This is a genomic window from Streptomyces sp. NBC_01261 (assembly GCF_036226385.1).
In the GTDB taxonomy this organism is placed as follows: Bacteria; Actinomycetota; Actinomycetes; order Streptomycetales; family Streptomycetaceae; genus Streptomyces.
The window spans coordinates 4,900,072-4,913,267 of record NZ_CP108463.1; the positions used below are offsets into that span (position 1 = coordinate 4,900,072).

General features: G+C 65.7%; 20 protein-coding genes. 1 reads left to right on the forward strand and 19 read right to left on the reverse strand.

Annotated features, from left to right (window positions below; all coding sequences use genetic code 11):
- Nucleotides 1-161 precede the first annotated feature (161 nt).
- Nucleotides 162-689, reverse strand: coding sequence for a 30S ribosomal protein S9 (rpsI, locus tag OG226_RS21290; protein WP_019055538.1), 528 nt, complete (start codon nucleotides 687-689; stop codon nucleotides 162-164).
- A 46-nt stretch (nucleotides 690-735) separates the two neighbouring features.
- The gene (rplM, locus tag OG226_RS21295) at nucleotides 736-1,179 is read right to left on the reverse strand and encodes a 50S ribosomal protein L13 (RefSeq protein WP_013001400.1); all 444 of its coding nucleotides are present in this window, start codon (nucleotides 1,177-1,179) and stop codon (nucleotides 736-738) included.
- Between the two features lie 369 nt (nucleotides 1,180-1,548).
- Here rplM and OG226_RS21300 point away from each other — a divergent pair, with 369 nt between their 5' ends.
- Nucleotides 1,549-2,424, forward strand: coding sequence for a hypothetical protein (locus OG226_RS21300; protein WP_329349734.1), 876 nt, complete (start codon nucleotides 1,549-1,551; stop codon nucleotides 2,422-2,424).
- 52 nt (nucleotides 2,425-2,476) lie between these two features.
- On the opposite strand, the gene truA is transcribed toward OG226_RS21300, so the two are convergent.
- The 17 genes from truA to OG226_RS21385 form a co-directional block, all read right to left on the reverse strand.
- Entirely contained in the window at nucleotides 2,477-3,322 is an 846-nt protein-coding gene (gene truA / locus OG226_RS21305; RefSeq protein ID WP_328680089.1) for a tRNA pseudouridine(38-40) synthase TruA, read from the reverse strand.
- A gap of 129 nt (nucleotides 3,323-3,451) precedes the next feature.
- Complete coding sequence (rplQ, locus tag OG226_RS21310) at nucleotides 3,452-3,952, reverse strand: 50S ribosomal protein L17 (protein ID WP_328680091.1); 501 nt, start codon at nucleotides 3,950-3,952, stop codon at nucleotides 3,452-3,454.
- Nucleotides 3,953-4,115: 163 nt separating this feature from the next.
- A complete protein-coding gene (locus tag OG226_RS21315) occupies nucleotides 4,116-5,138 on the reverse strand; it encodes a DNA-directed RNA polymerase subunit alpha (protein WP_019055532.1) in 1,023 nt (340 codons plus the stop codon).
- Nucleotides 5,139-5,258: 120 nt separating this feature from the next.
- Nucleotides 5,259-5,663: a 30S ribosomal protein S11 gene (rpsK, locus tag OG226_RS21320; RefSeq protein ID WP_003956432.1), complete on the reverse strand. Its 405-nt coding sequence runs from the start codon at nucleotides 5,661-5,663 to the stop codon at nucleotides 5,259-5,261.
- Nucleotides 5,664-5,732: 69 nt separating this feature from the next.
- On the reverse strand, nucleotides 5,733-6,113 hold the full coding sequence (rpsM, locus tag OG226_RS21325) for a 30S ribosomal protein S13 (RefSeq protein WP_019055531.1): 381 nt from the start codon (nucleotides 6,111-6,113) through the stop codon (nucleotides 5,733-5,735).
- 205 nt (nucleotides 6,114-6,318) lie between these two features.
- Complete coding sequence (rpmJ, locus tag OG226_RS21330) at nucleotides 6,319-6,432, reverse strand: 50S ribosomal protein L36 (RefSeq protein WP_003998809.1); 114 nt, start codon at nucleotides 6,430-6,432, stop codon at nucleotides 6,319-6,321.
- 59 nt (nucleotides 6,433-6,491) lie between these two features.
- Complete coding sequence (gene infA / locus OG226_RS21335) at nucleotides 6,492-6,713, reverse strand: translation initiation factor IF-1 (protein ID WP_003948620.1); 222 nt, start codon at nucleotides 6,711-6,713, stop codon at nucleotides 6,492-6,494.
- Between the two features lie 250 nt (nucleotides 6,714-6,963).
- A complete protein-coding gene (map, locus tag OG226_RS21340; protein ID WP_328680094.1) occupies nucleotides 6,964-7,800 on the reverse strand; it encodes a type I methionyl aminopeptidase in 837 nt (278 codons plus the stop codon).
- 130 nt (nucleotides 7,801-7,930) lie between these two features.
- A complete protein-coding gene (locus tag OG226_RS21345; RefSeq protein WP_328680095.1) occupies nucleotides 7,931-8,596 on the reverse strand; it encodes an adenylate kinase in 666 nt (221 codons plus the stop codon).
- Nucleotides 8,596-9,909, reverse strand: coding sequence for a preprotein translocase subunit SecY (secY, locus tag OG226_RS21350; protein WP_328680096.1), 1,314 nt, complete (start codon nucleotides 9,907-9,909; stop codon nucleotides 8,596-8,598). Before secY ends, OG226_RS21345 begins: the two co-directional genes overlap by 1 nt.
- Nucleotides 9,910-10,165: 256 nt before the next feature.
- Nucleotides 10,166-10,621 carry a 50S ribosomal protein L15 gene (gene rplO, locus OG226_RS21355; protein ID WP_328680097.1) on the reverse strand — a complete coding sequence of 152 codons (456 nt, stop codon included), beginning with the start codon at nucleotides 10,619-10,621 and terminating at the stop codon, nucleotides 10,166-10,168.
- A gap of 2 nt (nucleotides 10,622-10,623) precedes the next feature.
- Nucleotides 10,624-10,806 carry a 50S ribosomal protein L30 gene (gene rpmD / locus OG226_RS21360; RefSeq protein WP_055553514.1) on the reverse strand — a complete coding sequence of 61 codons (183 nt, stop codon included), beginning with the start codon at nucleotides 10,804-10,806 and terminating at the stop codon, nucleotides 10,624-10,626.
- A complete protein-coding gene (gene rpsE / locus OG226_RS21365) occupies nucleotides 10,806-11,411 on the reverse strand; it encodes a 30S ribosomal protein S5 (RefSeq protein WP_006376045.1) in 606 nt (201 codons plus the stop codon). Before rpsE ends, rpmD begins: the two co-directional genes overlap by 1 nt.
- 37 nt (nucleotides 11,412-11,448) lie before the next feature.
- Entirely contained in the window at nucleotides 11,449-11,832 is a 384-nt protein-coding gene (rplR, locus tag OG226_RS21370) for a 50S ribosomal protein L18 (protein WP_019055526.1), read from the reverse strand.
- A 3-nt stretch (nucleotides 11,833-11,835) separates the two neighbouring features.
- Entirely contained in the window at nucleotides 11,836-12,375 is a 540-nt protein-coding gene (gene rplF / locus OG226_RS21375) for a 50S ribosomal protein L6 (RefSeq protein WP_019055525.1), read from the reverse strand.
- A 22-nt stretch (nucleotides 12,376-12,397) separates the two neighbouring features.
- The gene (rpsH, locus tag OG226_RS21380) at nucleotides 12,398-12,796 is read right to left on the reverse strand and encodes a 30S ribosomal protein S8 (RefSeq protein WP_266769350.1); all 399 of its coding nucleotides are present in this window, start codon (nucleotides 12,794-12,796) and stop codon (nucleotides 12,398-12,400) included.
- A 213-nt stretch (nucleotides 12,797-13,009) separates the two neighbouring features.
- On the reverse strand, nucleotides 13,010-13,195 hold the full coding sequence (locus OG226_RS21385; protein WP_003948630.1) for a type Z 30S ribosomal protein S14: 186 nt from the start codon (nucleotides 13,193-13,195) through the stop codon (nucleotides 13,010-13,012).
- Between the last annotated feature and the right edge of the window lies 1 nt (nucleotide 13,196).

The window sequence follows — 13,196 nt, forward strand, 5'->3', positions numbered from 1 at the left end:
GCGAAAGTCCTGCATTCCAGGCATACGATGCCTGTTCATCCGATCACACAAGCCTTTGAGCGTCTTGTGCCGTTATACGCCCCCGGCTGTGATAAACGAACGCCCCGACGGCACAAGTGGCGTGCCGACGGGGCGTTCGGAGTACAGACAGCAGGCGCGATTTAGCGCTTGCTGTACTGCGGGGCCTTGCGGGCCTTCTTGAGACCGGCCTTCTTGCGCTCGACCGCACGGTCGTCGCGACGGAGGTAACCGGCCTTCTTGAGCGCGGCGCGGTTGTTGTCCACGTCGGCCTCGTTCAGCGCGCGGGCCACGCCGAGGCGCAGGGCACCGGCCTGACCGGAGACGCCGCCACCCGAGATGCGGGCGATGACGTCGTAGCGGCCGTCGAGTTCGAGCACCTTGAAGGGCTCGTTGACTTCCTGCTGGTGGACCTTGTTCGGGAAGTAGTCCTCAAGCGTGCGCCCGTTGACCTTCCACTTGCCGGTGCCGGGCACGATGCGAACGCGCGCGATGGCGTTCTTGCGACGGCCCAGGCCGGCGGCCGGCTGCGGGTCGCCGAAGCGGCCGGCGAGCGACTCCGACGTGTACTCACCCTCGACGGGGACGTCGGACTCGGTGGTGTAGCTCTCGATGTCGACGAGCTCGGTCTCAGTCTCTTCGACCGGCTGCTCAACGGTGGTCTCGGCCACGGTTCTCCTCAGATTCTTTTCTGTCTTAGGGGGTGTGTGGCCGGAACTACTGCGCGACCTGGGTGATCTCGAACGGCACCGGCTGCTGGGCAGCGTGCGGGTGCTGGTCGCCCGAGTAGACCTTCAGCTTGCTGATCATCTGACGGCCCAGGGTGTTCTTGGGGATCATGCCCTTGATGGCCTTCTCGACGGCCTTCTCGGGGTTCTTCGCCAGCAGCTCGTCGTAACGGACGGAGCGCAGACCACCCGGGTAACCGGAGTGGCGGTACGCCAGCTTCTGGGTCTTCTTGTTGCCGGACAGGTGAACCTTGTCGGCGTTGATGATGATGACGAAGTCACCCATGTCCATGTGCGGGGCATAGGTCGGCTTGTGCTTGCCACGGAGGAGGTTCGCAGCAGTGGTAGCCAGACGGCCGAGGACGATGTCCTGGGCGTCGATGACGTGCCACTGGCGAGTCACATCGCCGGGCTTGGGGCTGTACGTACGCACTTCGCAGCCTTCTTCTTCAGTGGATGGGTGCTGACACATGGCATCACTGAAGCGATCGTGCAGTTGGGGACGACAATGGCCGGGGACGATGCCCGTATGCCGCCCACTGGAAACTGCTCCAGGGAACCTACGTAAGGGCCTCTCGCCTGAGAGCGACCAAGCCGATACGCATAACAAACCGTAAGAGTACCCGCGCGGCCCCGGACGGGTCAAAACGCGGTCGGCGCCACCGGAACAGGCACGGAACGCGGCCAGAACAGATGCGCAAAGCAACGGCGGAAATACTTACCGTGACATCACCAACGTCAGTCGCCACAGGCCTCATTGAGGCGCACCGGTACCGCCGTCACCCCGTCTAGGATGCGACCCATGAGCTTCGGACAGGGGGGACCCCAGTCCCAGTGGGATCCCTGGAAACCCAATTCGCAGCAGCCGTGGGGCGGCAGCGTCGACGACGACACGCCTGACTGGGCCGCGCTCGCCGACCAGGCGGAGACGCGCAACAAGCGCAGGAGAGTGCTCCTGATAGGCGGCGGCGCGCTCGCGACGGTGGCCGTCGGGACAGCCGTGGCGATGGCCGTCATGTCGGCGAACGACGACACGAGCGCGTCGGGCAAGCCCACGAACCTGCCCGCGAGCGCCTCCGTGCCCAGCGCCGACGCCACCTCGCCGTCCTTCGCGCCGACCAGCGCGCCCCCGCCGCTGGACCCCAAGGAGTTCATCTCCAGCAAGGCGAAGGACACGGCACCACTCAGCCCCGCGACCCTCTTCCCGGGCACCCAGCTGACGGTCGCCTCGACGGTGTACAAGAAGGGCCCGACGGCCGACACCGCGAACTGCGCCACGGTCGCCTCGGGCACCCTCCCCAAGGTCCTCACCGCGAACGGCTGCACCCGCCTCATGCGGGTCTCCTACATCAAGGACAACGTCGCGGTCACGGTCGGCGTGGCCATCTTCGACACCGAGGCCCAGGCGACGAAGGCCAAGGGCCAGGCGGACACCAAGAGCGCCGTCAGGTCACTGTCCGGCAAGGGCGTCAAGCCCTTCTGCGACGGCGCGATCTGCCGCACGACGACCAACGCCTACGGCCGCTACGCCTACTTCACCGTCGCCGGTTTCACCAACGGCACGGACGTGACGGCGAAGGACACCAAGGTCTTCTCGATCGGCGACGACCTCGCCAAGTTCGCCTTCGACCAGATCCACGCCCGCGGCGAGGCCCAGGCTTCCGCGGCGGCGCAGTAACAAGCTGGGCGCCACCGGGAGTTGGCGCCCAGCGCGCCCACCCGGCCGGCCCTCAGTGCACAGTCCCCCGCACCCGCCGGGCCAGCAACTGCCGCTCCGCCAACAGCCCGTCCGCCGGATACGCGACCTCTTCCAGCGTCAGCCCGTGCGGCCGTACGACATGCACGGCACTGTCCCGCACCCGCGCGTCCAGCACCTTCCGCGGCCACTCGGCGCCCCGGTGCCCATCGCCGACGAACACCAACGCGCCCACCATGGACCGCACTTGGTTATGGCAGAAGGCGTCGGCACGCACCTCGATCTCGACGACACCATCAGCGCGCCGCCGCACCCCGAAGTCGAGGATCTCCCGAACGGTCGACGCGCCCTCGCGCTTCTTCGCATAAGCGGCGAAGTCGTGTTCCCCCACAAGGGACTTGGCGGCGGCGTCCATCACATCGACGTCCAACTCCCAGTCGTGCCACAGCACATGATTCCGCAGCAACGGGTCCACGCCCCCCGGCCGGTCCCCCACCCGGTACACATAACGCCGCCACAGGGCCGCGAACCGCGCGTTGAAGCCCTCGGGAGCCTCCGCAACGCCCCACACCCGCACATCCTTCGGCAACCGCCCCGCAAGCCGCTTCAGCAGCTTCTCGCGGTGCTCCGCCCACAGCTCCCCCGGCAGATCGACATGCGCCACCTGCCCCCGAGCATGCACCCCGGCATCGGTCCGCCCCGCCACGGTCAGGTCGTACGCCACCGCCCCCGACCGCGTCACGGTCCGCAGAGCGTCCTCGACCTCCCCCTGCACGGTCCGCCGCCCCCCGGCCTGCTTGGCCCACCCGGAGAACTCGGTCCCGTCGTAGGAGAGGTCGAGTCGTACGCGTACAAACCCGGCCGCTACTTCATCACTCACACCGAGATCCTTTCACCTACACAAAAGCGGGCCCGCCCCCAGAAAGGAGCGGACCCGCCACACGCCCTGCTTCCAGAGGCGCGGGGAACTGCGCGACCAGCCACGACGGACCGGCAGCCAAGAACGGTGTTACGCGTCCTTGGCCTCTTCGTCGGCCTCAACCTCAGCCGGCTTCGCGTCCTCGACGACCTCAACCGGAGCCGCAGCCTCGGTGTCCTTCGCGGCACGCTTGGTCGCGGCCTCGGCCTCACCCGTCGCAGCCTGCGCGACGGTCAGCGCCTCGACCAGCTCGATGACAGCCATGGGCGCGTTGTCGCCACGACGGTTACCGATCTTGGTGATACGGGTGTAGCCACCGGGACGGTTCTCGTAGCGCGGGCCGATCTCGGTGAAGAGCGTGTGGACGACGCTCTTGTCCGTGATCACCTGAAGCACCTGACGGCGGTTGTGAAGGTCGCCCTTCTTGCCCTTGGTGATCAGACGCTCGGCGTACGGCCGCAGCTTGCGGGCCTTCGCCTCGGTGGTGGTGATACGGCCGTGCTCGAAGAGCGCCTTCGCGAGGTTCGCGATGAGCAGCTTCTCGTGCGCGGCACTGCCGCCCAGACGGGCACCCTTGGTGGGCTTCGGCATGGTCGTTCTCCTCAGTGTCTGCCCCGGCCGTATCAGGTACCGAGGTCAGTGTCCGAGCGGGCGATTGCCCGTCGGAGACCCCGCACCCCATAAGGGGCGCGGGGAACTGCGTGACCAGCCACAGCCGGTCCGCAGCCAAAAATCCGGCGTCCTCGCGGAGCGCCTAGTACTGCTCGGTCTCGACGAACCCGGCGTCCACGTCATCGTCCGCGCCGAAGGCATCCGCGGCAGCGGTCGGGTCGAATCCGGGCGGGCTGTCCTTCAGGGCCAGGCCCATGCCGGCCAGCTTCGCCTTGACCTCGTCGATGGACTTCGCACCGAAGTTGCGGATGTCCAGGAGGTCGGCCTCGGAACGAGCCACGAGCTCACCCACGGAGTGGATGCCCTCGCGCTTGAGGCAGTTGTACGACCGAACGGTGAGCTCAAGCTCCTCGATCGGCAGGGCGAGATCAGCGGCGAGGGCGGCGTCCGTCGGGGACGGGCCCATGTCGATGCCCTCGGCGTCGATGTTCAGCTCGCGGGCGAGACCGAACAGCTCCACCAGGGTCTTGCCGGCGGACGCCATGGCGTCGCGGGGACGCATGGCCTGCTTCGTCTCGACGTCGACGATGAGCTTGTCGAAGTCGGTCCGCTGCTCGACACGCGTGGCCTCGACCTTGTACGTGACCTTCAGCACCGGGCTGTAGATGGAGTCGACCGGAATCCGGCCGATCTCCTGGCCCACCTGCTTGTTCTGCACGGCGGAGACGTAACCGCGGCCACGCTCGACCGTGAGCTCCATCTCCAGCTTGCCCTTGCCGTTGAGCGTGGCGAGGACGAGGTCGGGGTTGTGCACCTCGACACCGGCCGGGGGCGCGATGTCGGCGGCGGTGACCAGACCCGGACCCTGCTTGCGCAGGTACATCACGACCGGCTCGTCGTGCTCCGAGGAGACGACCAGCTGCTTGATGTTGAGGATCAGGTCGGTGACGTCCTCCTTGACGCCCGGCACGGTGGTGAACTCGTGCAGAACGCCGTCGATCCGGATGCTGGTGACAGCCGCACCGGGGATCGAGGAGAGGAGCGTACGGCGCAGGGAGTTGCCGAGGGTGTAGCCGAAGCCCGGCTCCAGCGGCTCGATCACGAACCGGGAGCGGAATTCGTCGACGACCTCTTCGGTCAACGAGGGGCGCTGAGCGATCAGCATGAAGTGAGTCCTTCAGTCATGGACACCCACTATTTGATGTCCTGCTGTTACTGCAAGGGTACGGGCGATACGTCTCCGAAGAGTCGTACCGCCCGAAAACCCGGAACTACCAGCCGTGCGTCAGACGCGGCGGCGCTTCGGCGGACGGCAGCCGTTGTGCGGGGTGGGGGTGACGTCCTGGATGGAGCCGACCTCAAGGCCAGTGGCCTGGAGGGAGCGGATCGCGGTCTCGCGACCGGAGCCCGGGCCCTTCACGAAGACGTCGACCTTGCGCATGCCGTGCTCCTGCGCGCGACGGGCAGCCGACTCGGCGGCCATCTGCGCGGCGAAGGGGGTGGACTTGCGCGAGCCCTTGAAGCCGACATGGCCGGCGGAGGCCCAGGAGATCACGTTGCCCGAGGGGTCCGTGATCGAGACGATCGTGTTGTTGAACGTGCTCTTGATGTGCGCGTGGCCATGAGCGACGTTCTTCTTTTCCTTGCGGCGCACCTTCTTGGCAGCGCCCTGACGACCCTTGGGGGGCATCTATTACTCCTACGGGGAGGTGGTCGGTCCTACAGCGAAGACCGCTGGTGAAGCGTTGTCCGCTGTGGACTACTTCTTGCCCGGCTTCTTCTTGCCGGCGATGGCGCGACGCGGACCCTTGCGGGTACGAGCGTTCGTGCTGGTGCGCTGACCGCGTACGGGCAGACCGCGACGGTGACGGAGACCCTGGTAGCAGCCGATCTCCACCTTGCGGCGAATGTCGGCCTGGATCTCGCGACGGAGGTCACCCTCGGTCTTGATGTTGGCGTCGACGTACTCACGAATCGCGACGAGCTGCTCTTCCGAGAGGTCGCGAACGCGGGTGTTGGGGTCGATACCGGTCTCGGCCAGCGTCAGCTGGGAAAGAGTCCGACCAATGCCGAACACGTAGGTGAGGGCGACCTCCACGCGCTTTTCGCGCGGGATGTCGACACCGGAAACGCGTGCCATTCAATGGCTCCAGTTGATCTTCGGAGGTCTTCCGCAGAACCGGATCCCAGCCGCCGGCCTCTTCTGTCGAAGATTTGGTACGGCGTGGGTCCCCAGCCTCCGAGCCGGGGGTGTCGGGCGCCTACTACGCCCGGGTCCTGCGTATGAACATGTATTGCTCGCGTCGCGCGAAACTCTGCGAAAGATGCAGAGGGAAGGTCGTGCGTCAGCCCTGGCGCTGCTTGTGGCGCGGGTTCTCGCAGATGACCATGACCCGACCGTGACGGCGGATCACCCTGCACTTGTCGCAGATCTTCTTGACGCTCGGCTTGACCTTCATTGGTGAGGTTCTCCGGGTCAGTTGCCTTCGGCGCCGCTTGCGCGGAACCTGGGCAAGATCTACTTGTAGCGGTAGACGATCCGGCCACGCGTCAGGTCGTACGGAGACAGCTCCACCACGACCCGGTCGTCAGGGAGGATGCGGATGTAGTGCATACGCATCTTGCCGCTGATGTGTGCCAGGACCTGGTGGCCGTTCTGGAGCTCCACCTTGAACATGGCGTTCGGGAGAGACTCGACGACAGTGCCTTCGATCTCGATGGCACCTTGCTTCTTGGCCACGCTTCGCCCTTCGAATCGACTACCTTGATCGACTCGGTGCGTTCCCCTTGCGGGGTGCATGCGGACATGCGGGTGCACGAGAGCCGACGAGTCAGTCTACGTCAGGCCACTCGGAAAGACGAATCGAGGAAGGATGCCCCGGAGCGGAGATCACTAAGCATGCGGAGGGCTTTTGGGGGCGCGGGGCTGTGCCATTCGCGGCTCCGCCGCGTGGGCGCGATCAGCCCCCACCGGGCCTGCGGACAGAGAACTACGCGAGCGGATCCGGCGCGGCCGTGATTCCATACTCGGCCAGCTTCGCCTTACCACCATCAGGAGCCGTGAGCACAAGCGGCCCCTCCTCGGTCAGAGCAACCGAGTGCTCCCAGTGCGAGGACCACGTCCCGTCGGTCGTAATGACCGTCCAGTCGTCGGAAAGCACCTCGGTCTTAGGTGTACCCAGGGACACCATGGGCTCGATCGCCAGGCAGAACCCCGGCACCAGCTTCGGCCCCTTGCCCCGCCGCTTCTCGACGTAGTTCAACAGGTGCGGATCCATGTGCATCTCGGTACCGATGCCGTGACCGCCGTAGTCCTCGACGATCCCGTACTTGCCCCCACCCGGCTTCGGCTGCCGACGGATGTACGTCTCGATGGCCCGGGAGATGTCCACGAGCCGGTTGCCGAGCTTCATCGCGGCGATCCCGGCCCACATCGACCCCTCGGTCACCCGCGACAGCTCAAGAAGCTCCGGAGCGTGCCCCGAGCCGACGAACGCCGTGTACGCCGCGTCGCCGTGCCAGCCGTCGATGATCGCGCCGCAGTCGATGGAGATGATGTCGCCGTCCTTCAGCACCACGTCCTCGGACGGGATGCCGTGGACGACGACCTCGTTCACCGAGGTGCAGATCGTCGCGGGGAAGCCGCCGTAGCCGAGGAAGTTCGGCTTCGCGTCGTGGTCGGCGAGGACCTTGCGGGCGACCTCGTCCAGATCCTTCGTGCTGGCGCCGGGCACGGCCGCCTCACGCGTGGCCGCGTGGATCGCGGCGACGACCAGCCCCGCCTCGCGCATCTTGGCGATCTGCTCGGGGGTCTTGATCTGCACCATGGGGGCCTGCGCTCTCCGTCTTCCGCGACACAAAGGAATGGCCGTACACAAAGGCCGTACACAAAAAGGCTGTACACAACAGTACGACCGCGGCACCCCTGCGGGCACCGCGGCCGGATCTGTCGGATGACTACTTCGCGCTCTCGTCCTCGCGCTGCAGCGCGTCCAGCGCCCGCTGCGTGATCTCGTCCACGGGACCGAGCGAGGAGATCGTGACCACCAGGCCCTGGGCCTTGTAGTAGTCGATGATCGGCTCGGTCTGCGTGTGGTAGACCTCCAGCCGGGTGCGGACCGTGTCCTCGGAGTCGTCGTCGCGCTGGTACAGCTCGCCGCCGCAGACGTCACAGACGCCGTCCTGCTTCGCCGGGCTGTACGTCACGTGGAAGACGTGACTGGAGTCCTTGCGGCAGATGCGGCGGCCGGCGATGCGCTTGACCACCTCGTCCTCGGAGACCTCCAGGTCGAGGACCGCGTCCAGCTTGATGTCCTCGGTCTTCAGCAGCTCGTCCAGCGCCTCGGCCTGCGACACATTGCGCGGGAAACCGTCCAGCAGAAAGCCGTTGACGGCGTCCGGCTGCTCCATGCGGTCCTTGGCCATCGCGATGGTGACCTCGTCCGGGACCAGGTTGCCCGCGTCCATGTAGGACTTCGCCAGTTTGCCGAGTTCCGTGGCCTGACTGATGTTGGCACGGAAGAGGTCGCCCGTGGAGATGTGCGGGATGTGCAGCGTCTTGGCGAGACGCACAGCCTGCGTTCCCTTACCGGCACCCGGCGGCCCGACGAGGACGATTCGCATCAGCGGAGGAACCCTTCGTAATTGCGCTGCTGGAGCTGGCTCTCGATCTGCTTCACCGTCTCAAGACCGACACCCACGATGATCAGGATGCTGGTCCCGCCGAACGGGAAGTTGCCGCTTGCGTTGAAACCGACCAACGCCATCGTCGGTACGAGAGCGATCAGACCCAGATACAGCGAACCCGGCCAGGTGATCCGGTTGAGTACGTAACTCAGGTACTCAGCGGTGGGCCGGCCAGCCCGGATGCCCGGGATGAAGCCACCATACTTCTTCATGTTGTCCGCGACTTCCTCGGGGTTGAACGAGATCGCCACGTAGAAGAACGCGAAGAAAACGATCAGAAGGAAGTAGCTGACCAGGTAGATCGGGTGGTCACCCTTGGTCAGGTTGGTCTGGATCCAGGTCTTCCAGGTGGACGTACCGCCGGAGAACTGAGCGACCAGAGCCGGGATGTAGAGCAGCGACGACGCGAAGATGACCGGAATCACACCGGCCTGATTGACCTTCAGCGGGATGTAGGTCGACGTACCGCCGTAGGAACGGCGGCCGATCATGCGCTTCGCGTACTGGACCGGGATCCTGCGCTGCGCCTGCTCGACGAAGACCACGAGGCCGACCATCACCAGGCCGACGAGGATCACGGTGCCGAACTCGATCCAGCCGCCGGCCAGCGTGCCCTGCTTCTTGATGGCCCACAGAGCGGACGGGAAGGTCGCGGCGATCGAGATGAACATGAGGATCGACATGCCGTTGCCGATACCGCGGTCGGTGATGAGCTCGCCGAGCCACATCACGACGCAGGTGCCGGCGGTCATGCAGACCACCATGGTGACGGTGGTGAAGATCGACTGGTCCGGGACGATCTGATTCGCCGCCGGGCAGCCCGAGAAGAGGGCGCCGCTGCGGGCGGTGGCCACCAGACCGGTGCCCTGGAGGATGGCGAGCGCCACGGTCAGATAACGCGTGTACTGCGTGATCTTCGACGTACCGGCCTGCCCCTCCTTCTTGAGGGCCTCCAGACGCGGGATCACCACGGTCAGCAGCTGCAGAATGATGCTCGCCGTGATGTACGGCATGATGCCGAGCGCGAAGATCGTGATCTGGAGCAGCGCGCCACCGCTGAACATGTTGACCAGACCGAACAGACCCTGGTTGCCGTTCGAGACGTCGATACAGGTCTGGACGCTCTTGTAATCGACGCCCGGGATCGGGATGTGCGTACCGACGCGGTACACCACGATGATCCCGAGCGTGAAGAGCAGCTTCTTGCGCAGGTCGGGTGTCCTGAACGCCCGGGCGAACGCGGTGAGCACGGTGCCTCCTGCGACCCCCGCGTGTACGCGCGTGAGGTGACGACTAAGTGTGGTTGATGGCCTGTGGAACGAGATTACGGCATGCCAAGACGACGCTGGGTACCAGCCGCACAGCCTACCTACATCAACGCCCCCAGGGGATACCGATCGAACGTCCCATGAGTCACGACTACTGAAAAAACGGCCGGGGCCGACCCTCCAGAGAGGGCCGACCCCGGCCGCTGATGCTGACGTCGGTCAGGCTCGGTCCGAAAAATCAGACGAGCTCGGTGACCGTACCGCCCGCGGCAGTGATCTTCTCCTTGGCGGAGCCGGAGACGGCGTCAACCGAAACCTGCAGCGCCACGGAGATCTCGCCCTGGCCGAGGACCTTGACGAGGCTGTTCTTGCGAACCGCACCGTTGGCGACGAGACCCTCTACGGTGACCTCGCCACCCTCCGGGTACAGGGACGCCAGCTTGTCGAGGTTCACGACCTGGAACTCGGTCTTGAACGGGTTCCGGAAGCCCTTCAGCTTCGGGAGACGCATGTGGAGGGGCATCTGGCCACCCTCGAAACGCGCCGGAACCTGGTAACGGGCCTTCGTGCCCTTGGTACCACGACCAGCCGTCTTACCCTTCGACGCCTCACCACGACCCACACGGGTCTTGGCGGTCTTGGCGCCCGGGGCGGGACGGAGGTTGTGGATCTTGAGCGGGTTGTTCTCCGCCATGATCAGTCGACCTCCTCAACCGTCACGAGGTGGCGGACGGTGTGCACCATTCCGCGGAACTCGGGGCGGTCCTCCTTGACGACCTGCGTGTTGATGCCCTTGAGACCAAGGGAGCGCAGGGTGTCACGGTGGTTCTGCTTGCTGCCGATGTACGACTTCGTCTGCGTGACCTTGAGGCGAGCCATTACGCACCCGCCCCGGCACGTGCACGAAGGAGAGCCGCGGGAGCGACGTCCTCAAGGGGCAGACCGCGGCGGGCCGCGATCTCCTCGGGACGCTGCAGGCCCTTGAGGGCCGCCACGGTCGCGTGCACGATGTTGATCGCGTTGGACGAGCCGAGCGACTTCGACAGGATGTCGTGAACGCCGGCGCACTCCAGGACAGCTCGCACCGGGCCACCGGCGATGACGCCGGTACCGGGGGAAGCAGGCTTGAGCAGGACGACGCCCGCGGCCTTCTCGCCCGTGATCGGGTGCGGGATGGTGCCCTGGATACGGGGGACCTTGAAGAAGTGCTTCTTGGCCTCTTCAACACCCTTGGCGATCGCGGCCGGCACCTCCTTGGCCTTGCCGTAACCGACACCGACGGTGCCGTCACCGTCGCCCACCACGACGAGCGCGGTGAAGCTGAAGCGACGACCACCCTTGACAACCTTGGCGACGCGGTTGATCGCGACTACGCGCTCAACGTACGCGGTCTTCTCGGCGGCAGCAGCGCCGCCGTCACGGCCCTTCCGGTCCCGCCGCTCGCCGCCACCGGCACCGCTTCCACGGCGCTGGGGTCCAGCCATTGGATTACCTCTCTCTTTCCGCTAGCTACGGAAGCGACTAGAACTTCAGTCCGGCTTCGCGGGCGGCGTCCGCCAGGGCGGCGATGCGCCCCGCGTACTGATTGCCGCCGCGGTCGAATACGACAGCCTCGACACCGGCGGCCTTGGCGCGCTCGGCGACCAGGGCGCCGACCGACTTGGCCTGCGCGGACTTGTCGCTCTCGCCGCCGCGGATCGAGGTGTCCAGGGTCGACGCCGACGCCAGGGTGTGACCCTTGATGTCGTCGATGACCTGGGCCACGATGTGGCGGTTGGAGCGGGTCACGACCAGGCGCGGACGCTCAGCCGTACCGGAGATGTGCTTCCGGATGCGGATGTGACGACGCTTGATGGCAGCACGCTTGTAAGCGTCGCCCTTAGCGATCTTCGTACCGTATGCCATGGCTTACTTACCCGCCTTTCCGACCTTGCGCCGGATGACTTCGCCCTCGTACTTGACGCCCTTGGCCTTGTACGGGTCGGGCTTGCGCAGCTTGCGGATGTTGGCCGCAACCTCGCCGACCTTCTGCTTGTCGATGCCCTCGACCGAGAAGTGCGTCGGGTTCTCGACCTTGAACGAGATGCCCTCGGGCGCCTCGACCGTGATCGAGTGGCTGTAGCCGAGCGCGAACTCAAGGGTGGAACCCTTGGCCGCGACGCGGTAACCGACACCACTGATTTCGAGCTTCTTCACGTAACCCTCGGTCACGCCGGTGATCATGTTCGCCACCAGCGTGCGGGACAGGCCGTGCAGGGCCTTGTTCTGACGCTCGTCGTTGGGGCGGGTGACGCTGAGCACGCCGTCCTCACCCTTGGCGATGTCGATCGGCGCAGCGACGGTGTGGGTCAGCGAGCCCTTGGGGCCCTTGACCGAGACCGTACGGCCGTCGATGGTGACGTCCACGCCGGCGGGAACCGTGATGGGGAGCTTGCCAATACGCGACATAGCTTCTTCCGTTTCCCTTCCGCTACCAGACGTAGGCGAGAACTTCTCCGCCTACGCCCTTCTTGCCGGCCTGCTGTCCAGTGAGGAGACCGTGCGACGTGGAGATGATCGCCACGCCGAGGCCACCGAGCACCTTGGGCAGGGAGGTGGACTTCGCGTACACCCGGAGACCGGGCTTGGAGATCCGCTTGATGCCCGCGATGGAGCGCTCACGGTTCGGGCCGAACTTCAGCTCAAGGACGAGGTTCTTGCCGACCTCGGCGTCCTCGATCTTCCAGCCCGTGATGAAGCCCTCCTGCTGGAGGATCTCCGCGATGTGCGACTTGATCTTCGATGCCGGCATCGTCACGGAGTCGTGGTATGCCGAGTTCGCGTTCCGCAGACGCGTAAGCATGTCTGCGATCGGATCAGTCATGGTCATGAATTGGCCTTCGGCCTCTCTCGCCGGGGTTTCCAGGTGCCCATCCCTCTCCTCGATCCGAGACGAGGCGGGTGCGGTGCGGTGGACCTACGGCGTAGTAAGTCGTATGGGCGGCAATCAGGCGCCCAACCCTCCTAGCCTATGCCATGGAGAGGTGGGCACCTGACCGTGCCCTCTGCTTACCGAGAGCTTCGGGAGTCCGGAACTACCGGACTACCAGGAGCTCTTGGTCACGCCCGGCAGCTCGCCACGGTGAGCCATCTCACGAAGGCAGACGCGGCACAGGCCGAACTTGCGGTACACGGAGTGCGGACGGCCGCAGCGCTGGCAGCGCGTGTAGCCACGTACTCCGAACTTGGGCTTACGAGCAGCCTTGGCAATCAGAGCCTTCTTCGCCATC

Excerpts from the sequence above, each read along its gene's own strand:
- OG226_RS21345 (WP_328680095.1), bottom strand. The coding sequence starts at position 8,596 with ATGCGAATCGTCCTCGTCGGGCCGCCGGGTGCCGGTAAGGGAACGCAG.
- rpmJ (WP_003998809.1), bottom strand. The coding sequence starts at position 6,432 with ATGAAGGTCAAGCCGAGCGTCAAGAAGATCTGCGACAAGTGCAGGGTG.
- OG226_RS21300 (WP_329349734.1), top strand. The coding sequence starts at position 1,549 with ATGAGCTTCGGACAGGGGGGACCCCAGTCCCAGTGGGATCCCTGGAAA.
- rplR (WP_019055526.1), bottom strand. The coding sequence starts at position 11,832 with ATGGCATACGGTACGAAGATCGCTAAGGGCGACGCTTACAAGCGTGCT.
- rpsH (WP_266769350.1), bottom strand. The coding sequence starts at position 12,796 with ATGACCATGACTGATCCGATCGCAGACATGCTTACGCGTCTGCGGAAC.
- rpmD (WP_055553514.1), bottom strand. The coding sequence starts at position 10,806 with ATGGCTCGCCTCAAGGTCACGCAGACGAAGTCGTACATCGGCAGCAAG.
- rplF (WP_019055525.1), bottom strand. The coding sequence starts at position 12,375 with ATGTCGCGTATTGGCAAGCTCCCCATCACGGTTCCCGCCGGCGTGGAC.
- OG226_RS21315 (WP_019055532.1), bottom strand. The coding sequence starts at position 5,138 with ATGCTGATCGCTCAGCGCCCCTCGTTGACCGAAGAGGTCGTCGACGAA.
- rpsM (WP_019055531.1), bottom strand. The coding sequence starts at position 6,113 with ATGGCACGCGTTTCCGGTGTCGACATCCCGCGCGAAAAGCGCGTGGAG.
- rplQ (WP_328680091.1), bottom strand. The coding sequence starts at position 3,952 with ATGCCGAAGCCCACCAAGGGTGCCCGTCTGGGCGGCAGTGCCGCGCAC.
- rpsE (WP_006376045.1), bottom strand. The coding sequence starts at position 11,411 with ATGGCTGGACCCCAGCGCCGTGGAAGCGGTGCCGGTGGCGGCGAGCGG.
- map (WP_328680094.1), bottom strand. The coding sequence starts at position 7,800 with ATGGTGCAGATCAAGACCCCCGAGCAGATCGCCAAGATGCGCGAGGCG.
- rpsK (WP_003956432.1), bottom strand. The coding sequence starts at position 5,663 with ATGCCCCCCAAGGGTCGTCAGGGCGCTGCCAAGAAGGTGCGCCGCAAG.
- OG226_RS21385 (WP_003948630.1), bottom strand. The coding sequence starts at position 13,195 with ATGGCGAAGAAGGCTCTGATTGCCAAGGCTGCTCGTAAGCCCAAGTTC.
- rplO (WP_328680097.1), bottom strand. The coding sequence starts at position 10,621 with ATGGCGGAGAACAACCCGCTCAAGATCCACAACCTCCGTCCCGCCCCG.